Here is a 15822-nt window from a genome sequence, read left to right on the forward strand (position 1 = left end):
GGGTGGGTTTCTCCTGCTCGCGGAGCCACCTGGTCAGGCGTTCTCGCCCGGCGCGATCCCCAGCATGGCGAACAGCATCCGGCATTCGTCGGCGTCGGTCGCGTACGCGGCGACGACGCGGCGCGCCGAGTTGGCGGTCTCGTCGGCCACGGGTTCCAGTTCTTCGTCGGCGATGTCGGTCGTCTTCGCGGGCATGTGAGTCCCCTCGTTGTGCGGCATGGTGTGCGTTCGGCGCGCGATGTCAGCCGGCGCGGTGGTGCGGCGTCCCCGGACTCCTGGTGATGCCACGCTGCCGTCCGAGGACACGCCCGACTCCGTATTCTACCCGGGCATCGCGGGGGTTCACGGTCACCCGCCTCGCGTCAGAGTCGCGGCGTCGGTGGTCGCCGGCGGTTCGGTCGGCCCCGGCGGGCGTTGGCGTGCGCCTGACGGGCCTCGCGATCCTCGCGCAGCGCGATCCGGCGGCGGAGTCGCCAGTCCGGTCGGGGAGGCAGCTGGGGACGTCGCAGCGACCGGGCGACGAACTCGCCCAGGGTGACGCCCGCGGCGAGAGCGCAGCCGATGGCCAGCGCGTTCGCGATCCAGGTGAAGCCGTCGAGCGTCTGATCGCCGAGAATGCCGTAGAGACCGCGATACACCGCGAGACCCGGTAGCAGCGGGGTGATGCCGGCCACCGCCACGACGAGCGGTGGCGTCAGCGCACGGCGTGCCAGCAGGCCGCCGATCAGGCCGACGAACGCCGCCGCGAGACCGTTGGCGATGACGTCGCCGATGTCGGTGAAGGTCGACGCGGCCGCCACGGCGGTGCCGATGAAGCCGCCGAGGAACGCCACCCCGAGCGCGCGCGTCTCGGCGTAGCTGGCCAGCGCATAGGCACAGGCGGCCACCGCGCCGGCGACCACCCGGATGGGGAGTTCGACGACCTCGAAGCTGGTCGTCGTGGTGATGGTCGGGAGGTAGATGCCCCCCGCCTCCAGGATTCGGATCGCGACGCCGACGCCGGCGATGATGCCGCCGGTCATCAGCAGCAACTCGAAGAAGCGGGCCACCCCCGTGATGGGCGCGCCGGTGATCGCGTCCTGTACCGAGCCGACCAGCGACAGCCCGGACAGCAGGACGACGATGCCGGCCGCGATGACCTGCGAGGGCGCGATCTGGACCCCGAGCCGTTCGGCCGCGGCGAAGACGAGGGCGGCGGGGACGACGGCCACGAACCCGCCGAGGACCTGCTGGAAGAACACGGGGGTCCCGATGCGGTTGAGGCGGCGGTTGATGCTGACCGTCACCACGGTGGTCGCGAAGGCCAGCGCGGCGACGAGATACTGGCCACCGAGCAGCACCGCGATGCCCGACGCCATGATTCCCCAGGCGGTCGTGGCCAGCCAGTGCGGATAGGGGTGGGGTGCCGTGATGATCTCGTCGACCATCTGATGCGCGGTGGACGGGCTGATGAACGAATCGCGGATGCGACGGACCAGCCGGTCGACCTGTGCGAGCCGCGTGAAGTCCATCGAGCGGTAGTAGACCTGCTCCATCGTCGTGATGGGCGGGAGCGTCGCACCGCGCCGGGCACTGACCACGATCGTGTTGTAGGTGACGTCGACATCGACGTCTTCGAGGCCGTACACCCCGGCGACGAACTTGATCTGTGTCTGGGTGTCGATGGCCCCGGTGCCCGAGTCGAGTAGCACGGCACCGATCTTCGTGGCGAGGTCGAGGACCTCGGTGATGGCCGCGACGTCGAACGGTTCGATCGGCTTGCGCGGCGACACCATGATGCTGCCGGGTTCGATGGTGTCGATCGTCGCCTGCCGGCTGCCGCTGAGCCGACGCAGGACACGGCCGATCTGTTCGCGCACGCAAGGCCTCCTCGGGTCGATGGTGGAGTGCTCGCGGGGTAACCGACACCCGGCCGGTTCAACCCTGACAGGAGACTGGATACACCTCCACCGTCCGGGCGGCACGGGCAGGGTCGGTGCAGGAGTCGGCAGCGGTGGTGGCCGGGGCCGCTCGTCTACGATCGCGGCATGTCCTCCGTGCAGATCAACGGTCCCCGAGACGGTCACACCCGCAGCGCCACGGTGAGTCCCGGAAGTCTCGTCTTCACCGCCGGCGCGGCGCCCATCGACGCCGACGGCGCGACCGTCGCTCCCGGGAACGTTCGCGAACAGGCCGTGCAGTGCATGAAGAATCTCGAGGCCGCACTGGTCGAGTCCGGCGCCACACTGCGCGACGTCGCCAAGATCACCGTCTTCGTCGCCGAGCACCTGCAGGCCGATCTGGTGGTCGCGTGGGACGCGGTGACCGAGGCCTTCGGCGACCACAAGCCGGCAGGCAGCCTGCTGGGCGTCTCGGTTCTCGCCTACGACGAACAGCTGGTGGAGATCGAGGCGGTGGCCGCGATCAGGGCGTAACCGGGACTGGTGGGCCGACTGGTGCCTGTGAAACAAGGGGCCGCGTGAGCCGATATACTCTCCTGGCGCATGCTTCCCTGGCGCGCCTCCTTAGCTCAGTGGTAGAGCACTCGCCTTGTAAGCGAGCGGTCGACGGTTCGAACCCGTCAGGGGGCTCAATTCTGAGACGGCCGCTGAGCGGCGATCTTCGCCATCTTGCTCACCGATGGCGATGCTCAACGAGCTGCTCGATGTCGACGAAAGTGACAGGTCGCAACCAAATCCGTGCGGATCCTCGTCAGGCAACGTTGCGCGATTGGGTCGAGAGAACACGCTGATCATGCGGCCGTCGGAGAACGGCGCCGGTAGGCGTGCCGCACGCCGAGTTGATCGCACTCCGCGAGCGAGTATCGACCTGCGAGGATTCGAGTCACACGCTCAACGGAGCGTCAACCGGGTGTGCGATCGGGCTGCACGCGAGCTGACCGATCGAGCGTCGAAGATCGCGGACGGGATAATCTTCGTGGAACTGGAGACATCCGCCTGGTTGCACTGGCAAACACCGAGCAGCCGAACTCGGCGATCTGACTGTCCGCCCATCGAGTCCGCGAGACGCTTCCGCTGAGCGATCACATCGGACGCGGAGGTTGCTCGATCAAAACCGGCTTGGCACCGGCCCCGACCCCTCACTTCAGTGGATACATCCGCATGGTCTGGACGACCAGCGGCCGCCCCAGCCGGCGTGAAACCTGATGAACCACGTCCCGTGGACGGCGATCATGGTGATACTCGTCTCGCGCTCGCCGAGCCCGCCTCTGTCCACGCCGATGGACTCGACGGTCCGGTATCATCTCAGCAATCCACTGGTCTGTCAAACTAGTGAGACGACTGGGATGAAGGTCTCACTTCCAGTAAGCTGTGGACGTCTCCATCATTACGAATAGTCTGCGAGGGCGTTATGTCATGTTCTCTAGATCGACTTGCTAGTGAGTCGGCGTCCGAGGCACCTGTCGACAGTGCGGCCGAAGACCGGAGCGTGATCGCGCGCGCGTTTTTGGTACTCGCAGCGCTGGACGACAATCGGTCTAGCGTGTCACTCGCCAGCCTCGCCAAGCGGACCGGTCTTCCGAAGGGCAGTCTTCATCGACTCTGCGCTCAATTGGCATCGCAGGGTGCCGTCGAGAGGACAGACCTCGGATACCGACTCGGATTTCGCATGTTTGAACTCGGTGCGCAGGCCTCGTTGCCCCGTCGGCTCCGGGAGTTGTCCCTTCCCCTCATGGCTGAGCTTCACGCTTCAACGAAGTTCGCGGTCCATCTCAGTGTTCTGGTGAATTCCGACGTATTCATCGTCAACTCGATTTCGGGGCGAGCGACACTTGGGCTCTCCATGGCGCCGGGTGGACGCTATCCGGCGCTTGGGACAGCGGCAGGCAAGGTCCTCCTTGCGCTTGCGCCCGAGAGGGAATGCGAAGAAGCTTTGGGAACTATTGCTAACTCGGCGCGCGTGCAGCGCGAATTGTCGAAAATAGCAACCGATGAATTGGCGTGTCACTGGACCCGTTCCAAGCTTCAGGCATTAGGTGTGCCTATAACCAGTGAAGACGGTGCCGTCGTTGCCGCACTGTCGGTATGCTCCCACGATCTTGCGGCTCAGCAGCAGCAGGCCACGCAGGCGCTTCGCGGGACGGCTGCAGCGATCGAGAAGAAGCTGTTGTCCACCTCGAATGGCGCCTACACGGCACACCTCAGTCGGGTGTCGTAACGTCACTTTGAACTTTGTATTGGTATAGCTGATTGTTCGTGGTCAGCGGGTCGCTTAGGTAGCTGAAAAACCACTTGGCCGCAAACCATTTGGGCGCTGACACGACAAATTGATGGTCCTGCTTCTTGGCTGTGTCAGCTTGGGTCGGTGGTCAACTAAGCTCCCCGTAGTTCCGCTGATAATTGATCGCAGGCAGCCGTCAAGAATTCCGCCATCTCGTCGATCTGACTCCACGAACTAGGGTTACTCATTGATACTGAAATCGCTGCCAAGAACTTTCCGTCCCGATTCCATACCGGCGCTGCGATCGCAACAACACCACGATGGTTCTCCCGATCAGTCCAGGCCCAGCCACGGTTAGCCACCTCGGCGAGACGGACTTCGAGAGACTCTCGGCTCGTCAAGGTCCGATCAGTTATTGGCGTCAGGGGAACCGCGTCCCAAATTCTTGCGCGGGCTTCCGGAGAAAAAGCCAGATAGAGTTGCCCCACCGACGTTGCATGCAAGGGGCGGGGACTCCCAAGGGGAATATCCAGACTAAGGCCACCGCTAGACCGGACCCGATTCACATAGATCATTGACCCGTTGTCCGGTCGAGCGAGGTAGACATCCTCTCCGGCCCGCCGCATCAGTTGTTCCATATATGGTTGCGCCAAGTCGACTATGTGTTCTCTCGAGACAACCTGGAAGGCCAGCGAAATCAGCGCGGGTCCGGGTCCGTAGCGTTTATCACTGAACATTTCGACCAGACCAGATTTCCTCAGCTCTTGTAGGAGCAGATGAACGGACGATGAAGGAGCGTCAAGCGCGCTTACGATCTCCACAAGTCGTTGTGGCTCGTCACTCAGGACGACAGCTTCGAGTAGCTTGGCGATCCGTCCCACCGTCCGACTACCAGAATCAGGCACTCCGTCCCCCTTTGGCCGAGCAGGCCCAAGTCTCGTAGCAATTGAACTTGGTCCGACGTCGGTCGACTTCTCTGATGGTACGCAACTCAAGAATAATTTGAAATACGGCACATCGGTCGACAAAGCTCTTTATAACTAGCTACGCCGTGCGCCGAAAACGAAATATAGTCAAGGATTTGCTCGGTATGCTACTCATGGTCACGCGCAAGGGCAAGGGCGTTGATAAGAGCATCTTAGTAAGCTGCCTCTCAATCCAGAACTCGAGGGTTGGAGAGTGGCGGTCGACGCGGGGTTGTCAGTGATCGACTGCCGCCAAGCAAGAGTCACGCTCAGACTTACTCCCGGGCGGGTGTTGTGTGATACACGAATGAATCCGCGGCACCAGCGATCGTTCCAATCGGCGGAATCGATGGGTCGACCGGAGGATTCAGCATACACAGATGTTGTGCCGAGGCATCGTGGACGCGAAGAGTCAGCTGTTCGGTGATAGCTGGAGCGACGGCTGCGTGTGCGGCTGCCAGAATGTCGCGCTAGGCCGTGAAACTGGTAGGCCGAAACATCGCTGTCCGCTGCGACTTCGGGGGTAACCTCTTGGCGCCCAGCAGGCTCTGATTCATTGTTGTCAATCGTCTCCGGCCACTGTTCTGCGGTTGGCCGGATATATGCATCTGATCGCCCAGGCGCCGTGGTGAAGGCTGTGCACCGGCATTCTCTCTCGCCTCGGACCGAAGGTGAGACCCTGGTTGTTCTGAAGTAGGACAGGGGGATTCAGGCCGGCGTACCACGATCTGTAAAGAATGTTGGCTCGGTGTCCTGACTGACCCGGCGGTCCGACTGCCATTGCAACGGGTTGCGTTCAACCCTGCGGAACTCGACCTTGTTGTGCCAAGCCTCGTGTGTAGTGTGCTCGATATCACATCCATAAGAGCTGAATGGAGTATGCAAGGTGAGCACAGAGAAGCGTTGGTTCGAGAGGGCAGCTGGCCGGGTGGCGGTAGGCATGTCTGTATCGATGGCCATGCTGATAGCCGCGGGGTGCTCATCGGCCGGAGGTGCCGGAGCTGCCGACTCGTTGGCCGAGATGGATCCGGTGACTTTGACTTATACCCATCCATCGCCTGAGGGTTCGATTCTAGCAATGCCCTACAAAGATTTTGCATCTGAAGTGGACGAAGCTACGGATGGCAAGATCACATTCGAACCTTACTGGAGTAGCAGTCTGCTCCCCATTGCGGAGGTTCCCGGGGGCTTGACCGGAGGCGTGGCTGACGTAGCGTTGGTTTATCCGCCTTTCTATCCTGAGGAGTACCCAGTGGGCGCATGGGTAGATGAGTTCTTCAGAGGAGACCCGGGGGAGGAGGCGGAGTTCCCTGTCGGTCCGCTTGCCACTAGCGGCGCCCATATTGAAGAAATCATGAATTCGCCCGAGGTGCAGGCCGACTATGAGGCTCACGGTGTTCACTTGCTGGTCCCGATGCAGAGTGATCCATACGGGCTGCTATGCAGTGAGCCAGTCGACACTCTGGACGATCTGAACGGTCTGAAGGTGCGCAGTTCCGGAGGGGTGTGGGAAGAGGAAATAAAAGCGCTTGGGATGACTCCAGTGAATATTTCGTTGAATGAGTCTTATCAAGGACTGCAGCAAGGAATCTTCGACTGTTTTCTAGGGACTCCCGAGTCGATTGTGGACAGCGGCATGGATGAGGTCGCCAAGCACTACACCACCGTTCCCTTCTCTACGACTTCGATGCAAAACCTTGTGATAAGCAAAAATGCCTGGGATCGTCTGCCGAAAGACGCTCAGAAGATCCTCTACGAGGCATCGGCCGGGTGGGCGGTCGGTTACTTCGAGGGGCGTCTTGCGAGCCATGCCGCGCTATCTGAGGCTGGAGTTCAGATTCTTACGCCCGGAGAAGATGTGGTGACTACCTTGCGTAATCATCAAGAGGCGCACGTTGGTCAGATGGAGCAAGAGGCGCCCGAAGGCATTGCTGATCCCGCGGCGTTCATGTCCGACTATCGGGCGATGCAGTCTAGCTGGCGTTCCTACCTGACTGATGAACAAGGTATCGATTCGAGCGGGGCCACGGTTCTGGACGGATCTCTGGACCCGGCGGATGTTCCGCTAGACGGGTTCCGTGAACGGATCAATCAAGTGTACGAGCAGGTGGCGAAGTAATTTCTCCGGGCCTATTCGCCTAGCTTCGAAGTCTTTCCGATGACGTTCGCGATGTGAAGAAGCCGGGTGAGCGTTCGATGCCGTTGCACGAGAATGGCGTTGAGCGCGACCTCGGAGCGTCAAGCAGAAGTCGGCTGAGTGGCTGACGTGATTTCACCAAGGAGCTTTGGGTATGCCCTTCCCTCACCTTTTTCGCCTCTCTGGAGATTCGCGGCAAGAAGTTGCCTAGTCGAGCCGTGATCACAGCCCACGGCGCTAGTTGTAACTCTTGGGGAGGTTGTGAACGGCGTGGTTCCGGTCAACAGGTGAGGGCCTCCGGTATCGATGTGGTTACCACACACACGCCGATCACCAAGAGGCCCTCCTGACCCACCGTAATGCTTTTCTCACCGAACGTGGCCGTCTGGCCCTGGCTCAGTGCGTCGTCGACCAGGGTTGGCCTCTGCGACGAGCCGCGGAACGATTCAACTGCTCCACCGCGACCGCCAAGAAGTGGGCTGACCGCTACCGGCAGACCGGTGAGGCCGGCATGGCAGATCACTCCAGCCGCCCCCGCCGCTCACCCACCCGACTTGCGGTGCGCCGTGAACGTCGAATCATCAAGCTGCGGTTTGTCCGTCGCTGGGGCGCTGCACGTATCGCCGCGCACCTGCGGCTGGCGAGATCGACCGTTGAGGCGGTGTTGCGCCGGTATCGGATGCCGCTGTTGCGTCACTTGGATCAGGCCACCGGTCTTCCGGTACGCCGGACCCCGCCACGCCGCTACGAACACGACGCTCCCGGCGACCTGATCCACGTCGACATCAAGAAGCTCGGCCGCATCCCTGAAGGCGGTGGGCACCGCAAACTCGGGCGTACGATCGGCAACCGGCACAACAAGAAACACCGCCCGGGGTACGCGTACTTGCACCACGCCGTCGATGACCATTCCCGGCTGGCGTACTCGGAGATCCTCACCGACGAACGCAAAGAGACCGCCGCGCAGTTCTGGGACCGGGCCACGGCCTTCTTCCAAGGGCACGGCATCACCGTGCGGCGAGTGATGACCGACAACGGATCGTGTTACCGATCAAAGGTTTTCGCGGAATCTCTCGGCGTCGAGATCAAGCACAAGAAGACCCGTCCCTACCGTCCGCAAACCAACGGCAAGGTCGAGCGCTTCAATCGCACCCTGGCCTCGGAATGGGCCTACGCCGAGTTCTACAGCTCAGAGACCGCCCGCACAGCCACCTACGACGACTGGCTGCACCACTACAATCACCACCGAGCCCACAGCGGTATCGGCGGACTCACCCCGATCGAACGCCTACACGTTCACAACCTGCCCGGGTCTTACAGCTAGTGCGCAGTTCCGCCAGTTGGACCGTGACCCCGCACCGTACATCGAGTACCTACGCCGACGTGGCGAGGGAGGTGTCGGTATGATCGTTACCCAATCTCTGTTTCCCGACCCGATGAATGACCCCTCGCGAATGCTCGCCACGCGATAGTCTGAGCTCGTACGGGCAGTGAAATTCACAGGTGCAGTCTTGATCTCGCAAGTGACACATTTGGGGATTTTCGGGCAGACCTTCTCTGACCCGCACCGTCGGCCACTGTGGGGCCTCTCGGACTGCTGGACGGCTGAGGGTGAGGGCGGGCACAGGATCACCGATGACGAGGTTGAGCAGGTGATCCGCGCGTACCGTAGCGTTGCCTGCTTCTATATGGACGTAGGTCTCGGCGGAATCGAAGTGCATGGCGCGCACGGATACTTGATCCAGCGAGCGCTAACGCCTAGGACCTTATGACAGATCGGATCGATGCAGACAGGATCGGACGCTGTTCGTACGTCGCATTATTCAGGAGGTGCGCGAGGAGATCGGCGATGACAAGATCCTCGAATATCGTACGACGACTGACGATCTCTGCGCGCCTGAAGACGGCAATTTGGGTGCTTTCGTGAGGACCGATGGCCAGAGGTCGCCCGCGGTTCATGAGCCAAGCGCTCATGGCGCATCCGCAGCGCTCGATCGTACTGGTCCGAGAGTCGGACCCTGACGGTGCCGCCGTGGTTTCCGGTCAGGCGCGTCGTCCTCGGCCCCACCGGGTAGGTCTAGGGTGCCGCCGCCTAAGGGCCTAAGATTGAGTCAGTAACGTCTATCCAGGCAATGGCCAACTAGTTCCAACTGTTGGAACTAGTTGTTACCGTCGCGCTGGACTGCATGCGACAGTGATCAGGCGCAGTGATGGATCGATAAACGTCTGATCGCCCGAGAATTGTATCTTCGGCACGTCACTTCGCGGGAAGGCTAGTTCATGAAACTACTTCAAGTCGTTACGAACGGATTGGCAGCGATAGCTGGCGCGGCTGTGCTACTGCTGATGCTGAATATTACGGCGGATGTAGTCCTACGAGTGTTAACGGGCCAACCGCTGGATGGAACGAACGCTCTCGTAAGCACGATATGGATGCCCTTAATTGTATTTCTCGGCCTAGGATTCGCCCAGGCTCGGAATGAGCATATACGAGTGACTCTGGTTAGTGACCGATTGAGTCCGACGTTGTTGAGAATTGCTACCGCATCTTCTCTGCTCGTGGCCATGGTCGCGACGGCGGTTCTCATTTACGCGTCTTTCAACGAGGCAGTTCGATCATTTGAAATAGACCAGACTACAACAGGTATTGTCGCGCTACCGGTGTGGCCTATGAAATTCGTGATGCTTCTTGGGTTCATTCTACTATTTCTGCAATTTCTTCGCTCGTTCGCATCCGCCGGTACGCCAGAGTCTCAGGTGACAAAACGATGAAGATCAAGAATGCTCAGCAAGGTCCTGAAGTGGCAGAAGGGACTCCCCGCCAGAAGTCGGTACCGCGTCCAAAGAAGAACAAGCTCTGGGACGCCCTATTCCTTAGTCTTGCCATCCCCGCCTTGGTGTTGGCCGTGATCATAGTGAGCGCGGACATCGACCGTGAAACGGTCGGATTCCTTTCACTGATCCTGATGGTGCTACTGCTTGCCATCGGGGTGCACGTCGCCATCGCCATGCTCGTAGCGGGATTCTTGGGACTATGGCAGACGGGCGGGATAAACGTCTTGATGGTTACCGCTGAGCAAACGCCCTTCGGCGCGGTTGCTGGATGGACGTTGAGCGTGATTCCGATGTTCATCTTTATGGGGGTGGCGCTCTGGCGATTTGGGCTCACTGACGGGCTTTTCGATGCCGCGAACAAGTGGTTTGGCCGGCTCCCCGGTGGTCTGGCTGTCGCTACTAACGTGTCAGGCGCTGGGTTGGCCACGGTTAGTGGCAGCACGATTGGTATTTCATATGCGTTGGGTCGTATGGCCCTACCGGAAATGATGCGCGCTGGGTACAAACCTTCGATCGCGACGGCGACCGTAGCGATGGCGGGTACGCTAGGACAGATAATACCGCCAAGCATAACGCTGGTAATATTTGCTGGCGTCGCCCAGGTATCGATCGGCTCGCAGTTGGTCGCAGGGATTATTCCTGGTCTCATACTTGCCGTAGCGTATGCTGCCCTAATTCTGGTCTGGGCCCGGCTTGATCCGAGCGCGGCCCCACCATCCAGGGCCGAGAAAGCTAGTTGGGGTGACCGCGTTGCCTCCCTTGGAGTGGCTTCTCCGCTAATTCTTCTCATGGTGATCGTGGTCGGCGGGTTGCTCGTTGGCTTGTTCACTCCGACGGAAGCCGGGGCATTTGCATCATTTGCGACGCTGATATACGGGCTCGTCTCATATGGCCGAAAGCATGGCATAAAAGCTTATACGTCCACACTCGTTCAAGCACTTCGCGAAACGGTTTCGTCCGTTGCAACCATCTTCTTGCTATTGATTGCGGTCACTGTTCTGACGCGGTTGCTGACAATCACTGGCGTCGCCCGACTGATGACGGATTGGATTCTGGGTCTCGGGCTCGGGAAAATAGCGCTTCTACTCCTGTTGATGCTCTTGTTCTTGGTATTGGGTATGTTCATGGATGGACTCACTATGATGCTTGTGACTGTTCCCGTACTAACCCCTGTGTTGCTCTCTTACGACATCAGTATGATCTGGTTCGGCATTTTTATGGTCGTGATGATAGAGATCGGAATGGTAACTCCGCCGGTTGGAATTCTTACCTATGTCGTCCACAGGCTGAGTCAGGAACCTGAGGTGAACCTCGGCCGCGAGATCTCTCTTGTGGATGTATTCCGTGGAGTTATCCCCTTCATCGCGGTTGGACTAGGGCTGTTGGTCCTGATGATGTTTGTGCCGGAGATCGCTACTTGGTTGCCGAACTCCGCCACAATCGCCGAGTAGTTCGGCGGATGTCTATATGGGGCAGGTGAGGTCGGCCTGTTAGTCCGGGGGTGTGAGGTGTAGCTGCTGATGCCGAGGTCAGTGAGACACTACGTTGCAACTGTGAGAAACTTGAGCGAACAAACGATTCAGTGCTGCTACTAGAGTAGAGGCGCTCGACACTAACGAGAAGGAGTCCGTCTACAATGGGAACCGATGTTTTGTATGAGCGAGAAGGTCCTATCGCGAGGATAACGCTGAACCGTCCCAACGCAGGAAATGCACTTACCCCCGACTCTATTGCGCAGTTGCTGTCAATCCTTCGCTCTATCGAGCGCAGCGACGAAGTCCGCGTGGTTGTGATCGACGGCAATGGCAAGCATTTTATGGCCGGCGCAGATCTGGCCGACTTCAAAAAGTCATTGGACGATCCGACTATTGACCCCGCAATTGAATTCGAGAGCCGTGTCGTTCGCGACGCGAATCAGTTCCCCCAGATCCTGGAGCGGATGCCGCAGCCTGTTGTTGCTAAAGTCAACGGCTGTGCAGCCGGAGGAGGCGCTGGTCTAGCGCTAGCCGCGGATTTTGTTGTCTTCGGGGAGAGTTCGTCCTTCTTGTTCGCGCACTCGAAGGTTGGACTGAGCCCGGACAATGCGACGGGATGGCTGCTCACACGAGCGATCGGTGAGCGTATGGCGAAGCGGATTTTGATGTTCGGCGAGCGCGTGGACGCCGAGGCTGCCGAGCGTTGGGGACTAGTCGATCAGGTGGTGCCCGATGTCGATCTCGAGCGGGCAACCATGGATCTTGCTCGTTCTCTGTCAGAGTTGCCCCGGGTAGCCGTGAAGAACATCAAGAAGTTGGTGAATGGCGCCGCTCGCACACCAATTGCCGAGCAGCTTCAACTAGAAGCGCTCTGGCTCGCAGAGTGTGCGGGGCACCCAGACTTTCGTGAGGGCGTGACAGCGTTTCAAGAACGACGAGCTCCGAAGTTCCAGTAACCTCAGGCGTGGCACCCGTACTTGCACTGCCCGTTCGCTGATTCGGCGAGCGCATTGTGGTCGTACGGTGTCCAAGCGCGGCTGACGCGGCGGTTCCCCAACCCGGCTCACTATGGCAGAATCCGCGGAGTGCATGGGTGTTCATCTGGGGTTACGGGTTGTGAGGTCGACACCAAATCGACGATCGTAGGTCGCTGCGGTTGGGTGCCCGGGAGCGACAGTGGTCAAATCATGCACTCCTACCGCCGTGGTGCTTGCGATATCGAGCACACCGGACCCGTGCGATGAGTAGGAGCTCACTGCAGCCGCGTCTGGCGGATCACAGGGTCGGTCTCATTCTTAATCGTAAAAGTGGAGCAACGCAACGGGTGTCGTAAGCGAGTGGTGATTGATGGCCCCGCCGTCAGTGTCGTCGGCGTGTGCCATATCATACGACCCAGCTGAAGACGTCGTGCCGGCAGGCGAGTTCGACAGGCCAGAACTGCTCATCGTGAACGATCTCGCGTTGAAAGTGGAGGGTGAACGCCTCGGCCATCGTACTGTCAGCGCTGGTGGTTACTGCTCCCATGGACGGTTTACCCCGTTTTCGGAGCATGACCCGGGGTGTAGGCCTTGCTGGTGTAGATCGAGCCGAAATAGAAGTGCATGATCCTTGCGTGTGCTGCGCCGCACGCAAGGCATCTGTCACGTGCTCGGAGTGCATATGATCGGCCACGTCTCGCCCCGCCAAAACGGCGCATGCAACAGTCGATAAACGTGCTAGGTACCGGCTGAAGTCGTCACTGGTCGGCGCCTACGTGGATGTCTCCCCAGGTCGGCAGCGATACCTCGCACCCCCTGGGTCGACTCGTACAAGTCCACGGCGTTCTGCCGGAACTACTCCGAACAGTGTCTCCGAGCCATATCCTGATCATCTCGCTTCTCCCCGCGAACCGTGGGATGAAACGTGTCCGAGGTCCGTGGTGAGGACGCTGGGCACGACGTTGAAAAGGGCCGTCACCACACGCCCATCGTTTCAACTGCGATGGGCCCGTAGGCCGCAGGGGTTTGGATGTCCGGTACGGCAACGAGACTCGAATCTTCCTCAGCTCAAACATGTTCCACTTCTCCTACCGGCGCCGAGGATCCACTCGCCGGACAGACGGGAGATGCGTCGCCAGCATCTCTACCGGAGTCCAGACCTCGAGGGTGTTGACGTTGTTCCAGCTGATCCCCACCGCGGCGGTCACTCCTGTCACACCCATGCGGCAGACCCTGTCGGCAACAGAACCACACCACGTCGATGGCCGGGGTGGCTGTGCAGAACCTCCGACCACCGGACCCGCGCCTACACCGCCAGACCGATTGCGCCCTTGAAAGCAGACCTGCATCCTGTGATCAGTGGAGCGCGTTTGACGTACCGGAGGCCAGGAGGACCCGACGATCGCATCTACGAAATTCCCTCCGCTACGACCACCAAGGAAGCTCTGATCGAGTCTCTGCGTCACTCAGACATGCCATCTTGCCCGGGCACGCCGCCGACTCCGCGAATTCATCGGCGGATCGAGGCCTCAAGGCGGTCTAGGAAGTCGTATCGACCGCATATGCGAGCGCAGAGATCTGCAGACGGAATCCAGCGGGGACGTCCCCCGTGGTCACGTGCCGCGCCGGACGGTCGTCAGGATCGGGAAAGATCAGCTTCCACTGCTCGTTGAGCAGTTCGCGGTACTCGGCACCGGAGATCCGTACGTCGACCTTGACCAGGTCGGACAGACTTGCGCCAGCTGTGGTGAGAATCGTTCCGAGATGGGCGAAGGCCAACTGGAACTCGTCAGCGGCCGCGATCGGTCGCTCGCCATCGCCGATTCGGCGACCGAACACATTGCTTGTAGCCACCAGAGGGCCGCGCCGTGCGGCCGCTGGAATCGGATTCGTCCCGTGGTCAAGTCCTTTCACGTGAACCGCGCGCGGAGTCACTCTGTGACCTTGGTCTGGAGCGTGTGATAAGCCAAGCGTCGTCGCGCGTCGTCGAGTCGTTCCCCGGACTCCACAGCTACCCGGATCTGTTCTTCGGTTTCCTCGATGACCCGGACGGCGTCCAGCACTGCGTCCTCCAGCGGCGCCGGAATGACGACCACTCCGTCAGAGTCGCCGATGAGGATGTCGCCGGGATGGACGAGGACGTTATCTATGGTGACCGGCACATCGACAGAGGCCAGCGTGACGCGATCCTTGCCGGTGCGCATGGTGTTGCCCCGGCTGAAGATCGGGTAGCCGACCTCCAGCGCACGGTCGCTGTCGCGGCATACCCCGTCGATCACGGTCCCGGCCAGCCCTCGTCGGTGAGCAACCGCGGTGAGGATGTCGCCCCACACGGTGGCGTCGTCGCGACCGCCGTTCTCGAGTACCACCACACTGCCTGCGGGCACATCGTCGATATAGTCGCCGACGGTTCCGCCGCCGGCACCGACAGGCTGATAACGACCCGTGAAGGCCCGTCCTACCAGTCGGAACGAGCGATCGAGCGGCTTGATGCCGAGCATCTGTCCGTGGATACCGAATCGGTCCAGTGCGTCGGAGATCGCAGAGGTCGAATACTTCGCCAGTTGGGTCGGAACACCGGCCTCGGTGTTGGTGTCGAGGTTGGTCGCTGTATTGTTCATGGCTTCTCCTTAGGGAGGTTGAGCAGGTCGATGCTGTTCTCACCGCGGCGGAGTGCATCCATGATCTGGGCCTCGCGATCGATACGTTGCTGGGCCGCATCCAGTACGTGGTCGACGTCCCCGGCGGGGATCACGACAACCCCGTCGGCGTCGCCGACGACCAGATCACCCGAGTGCACTGTCACGTCTCCGATAGTCACGGGCCCATTGACGGCGCCCCTGCCATCGGGGTCCTTGTCAGTGCCGCGGATGCACAGGCCCCGGGCGTACACCGGCACTCCGACGGTCGCCAATGCTTCGCTGTCCCGAACGCAGCCATCGATGACCACACCGGCCACACCGCGAGCGCGGGCGGCCACCGCCATCACCTCGCCCCAATAGCCGGATTCGAAGTGGCCGCCCACCTCGATCAGTAGGATCTCACCGAGATCTGCCGCCGCGATTCCGCGATGCAGCCACAAGTTGTCGGCGGGCGGACCGGAGACCGTGACCGCGGGCCCGGCGAAGTCTTGTCCTGGGGTGATCGCGCTGATCGCGCTGGGCAAGGCTCCGATTCGGCCGGCAGCCTCATGCAGTGTCGCTGTACCGAGCCGTCGGGCCCGATCGATGGTCACCGCGTCGTAGACGGGGGTAACGCGTGTCGTGGTCATA

At 60.8% G+C, this 15822-nt stretch carries 14 protein-coding genes, 1 tRNA gene and 1 pseudogene; 9 read left to right on the forward strand and 7 right to left on the reverse strand.

Translation table 11 applies throughout. The features are described 5' to 3' along the window. Window positions 1–33: 33 nt before the first annotated feature. Both KTR9_RS27695 and KTR9_RS04260 read right to left on the reverse strand, forming a co-directional pair. Window positions 34–195, reverse strand: coding sequence for a hypothetical protein (locus tag KTR9_RS27695; RefSeq protein ID WP_010842782.1), 162 nt, complete (start codon window positions 193–195; stop codon window positions 34–36). A gap of 167 nt (window positions 196–362) precedes the next feature. Continuing rightward, entirely contained in the window at window positions 363–1859 is a 1497-nt protein-coding gene (locus KTR9_RS04260) for a threonine/serine ThrE exporter family protein (protein ID WP_010842781.1), read from the reverse strand. 168 nt (window positions 1860–2027) lie between these two features. Between KTR9_RS04260 and KTR9_RS04265 the strand changes: the two genes are divergently transcribed. From KTR9_RS04265 to KTR9_RS28250, 3 genes are all read left to right on the forward strand, one after another. Continuing rightward, window positions 2028–2414, forward strand: coding sequence for a RidA family protein (locus KTR9_RS04265; protein ID WP_014925364.1), 387 nt, complete (start codon window positions 2028–2030; stop codon window positions 2412–2414). An 84-nt stretch (window positions 2415–2498) separates the two neighbouring features. Then, window positions 2499–2570, forward strand: a tRNA-Thr gene (locus KTR9_RS04270). Window positions 2571–3351: 781 nt separating this feature from the next. Beyond that, window positions 3352–4158: an IclR family transcriptional regulator gene (locus tag KTR9_RS28250; RefSeq protein WP_014925365.1), complete on the forward strand. Its 807-nt coding sequence runs from the start codon at window positions 3352–3354 to the stop codon at window positions 4156–4158. A 155-nt stretch (window positions 4159–4313) separates the two neighbouring features. Here the strand turns inward: KTR9_RS28250 and KTR9_RS28255 are convergent, their stop codons facing one another. Beyond that, window positions 4314–5177 carry an IclR family transcriptional regulator gene (locus KTR9_RS28255; RefSeq protein WP_443134919.1) on the reverse strand — a complete coding sequence of 288 codons (864 nt, stop codon included), beginning with the start codon at window positions 5175–5177 and terminating at the stop codon, window positions 4314–4316. An 835-nt stretch (window positions 5178–6012) separates the two neighbouring features. On the opposite strand from KTR9_RS28255, the gene KTR9_RS04280 reads away from it, so the two are divergent. From KTR9_RS04280 to KTR9_RS04300, 6 genes and pseudogenes are all read left to right on the forward strand, one after another. Continuing rightward, the gene (locus KTR9_RS04280) at window positions 6013–7245 is read left to right on the forward strand and encodes a C4-dicarboxylate TRAP transporter substrate-binding protein (RefSeq protein WP_148281145.1); all 1233 of its coding nucleotides are present in this window, start codon (window positions 6013–6015) and stop codon (window positions 7243–7245) included. Window positions 7246–7609: 364 nt separating this feature from the next. Further along, window positions 7610–8587 (forward strand): IS481 family transposase, encoded by a 978-nt coding sequence (locus KTR9_RS04285; protein ID WP_044505837.1) that lies wholly within the window; start codon window positions 7610–7612, stop codon window positions 8585–8587. 163 nt (window positions 8588–8750) lie between these two features. Next, window positions 8751–9035, forward strand: a pseudogene (locus tag KTR9_RS28260) (oxidoreductase); the annotation flags it as partial. Between the two features lie 574 nt (window positions 9036–9609). Beyond that, window positions 9610–10035: a TRAP transporter small permease subunit gene (locus tag KTR9_RS28265; protein ID WP_443134920.1), complete on the forward strand. Its 426-nt coding sequence runs from the start codon at window positions 9610–9612 to the stop codon at window positions 10033–10035. Then, complete coding sequence (locus KTR9_RS04295; RefSeq protein WP_014925371.1) at window positions 10032–11549, forward strand: TRAP transporter large permease; 1518 nt, start codon at window positions 10032–10034, stop codon at window positions 11547–11549. Before KTR9_RS28265 ends, KTR9_RS04295 begins: the two co-directional genes overlap by 4 nt. 185 nt (window positions 11550–11734) lie before the next feature. Then, window positions 11735–12529, forward strand: coding sequence for an enoyl-CoA hydratase/isomerase family protein (locus KTR9_RS04300; RefSeq protein WP_014925372.1), 795 nt, complete (start codon window positions 11735–11737; stop codon window positions 12527–12529). A 1109-nt stretch (window positions 12530–13638) separates the two neighbouring features. On the opposite strand, the gene KTR9_RS28120 is transcribed toward KTR9_RS04300, so the two are convergent. From KTR9_RS28120 to KTR9_RS04320, 4 genes are all read right to left on the reverse strand, one after another. Beyond that, window positions 13639–13773 (reverse strand): hypothetical protein, encoded by a 135-nt coding sequence (locus KTR9_RS28120; protein ID WP_274518059.1) that lies wholly within the window; start codon window positions 13771–13773, stop codon window positions 13639–13641. Between the two features lie 316 nt (window positions 13774–14089). Next, the gene (locus KTR9_RS04310; RefSeq protein WP_148281146.1) at window positions 14090–14404 is read right to left on the reverse strand and encodes a RidA family protein; all 315 of its coding nucleotides are present in this window, start codon (window positions 14402–14404) and stop codon (window positions 14090–14092) included. Between the two features lie 77 nt (window positions 14405–14481). Beyond that, a complete protein-coding gene (locus KTR9_RS04315) occupies window positions 14482–15171 on the reverse strand; it encodes an RraA family protein (RefSeq protein ID WP_014925375.1) in 690 nt (229 codons plus the stop codon). Further along, entirely contained in the window at window positions 15168–15821 is a 654-nt protein-coding gene (locus tag KTR9_RS04320; protein ID WP_014925376.1) for an RraA family protein, read from the reverse strand. The genes KTR9_RS04315 and KTR9_RS04320 overlap by 4 nt, the downstream gene beginning before the upstream one ends. Between the last annotated feature and the right edge of the window lies 1 nt (window position 15822).

Origin of the sequence: Gordonia sp. KTR9, from assembly GCF_000143885.2 — a bacterium.
Classification (GTDB): Bacteria; Actinomycetota; Actinomycetes; order Mycobacteriales; family Mycobacteriaceae; genus Gordonia.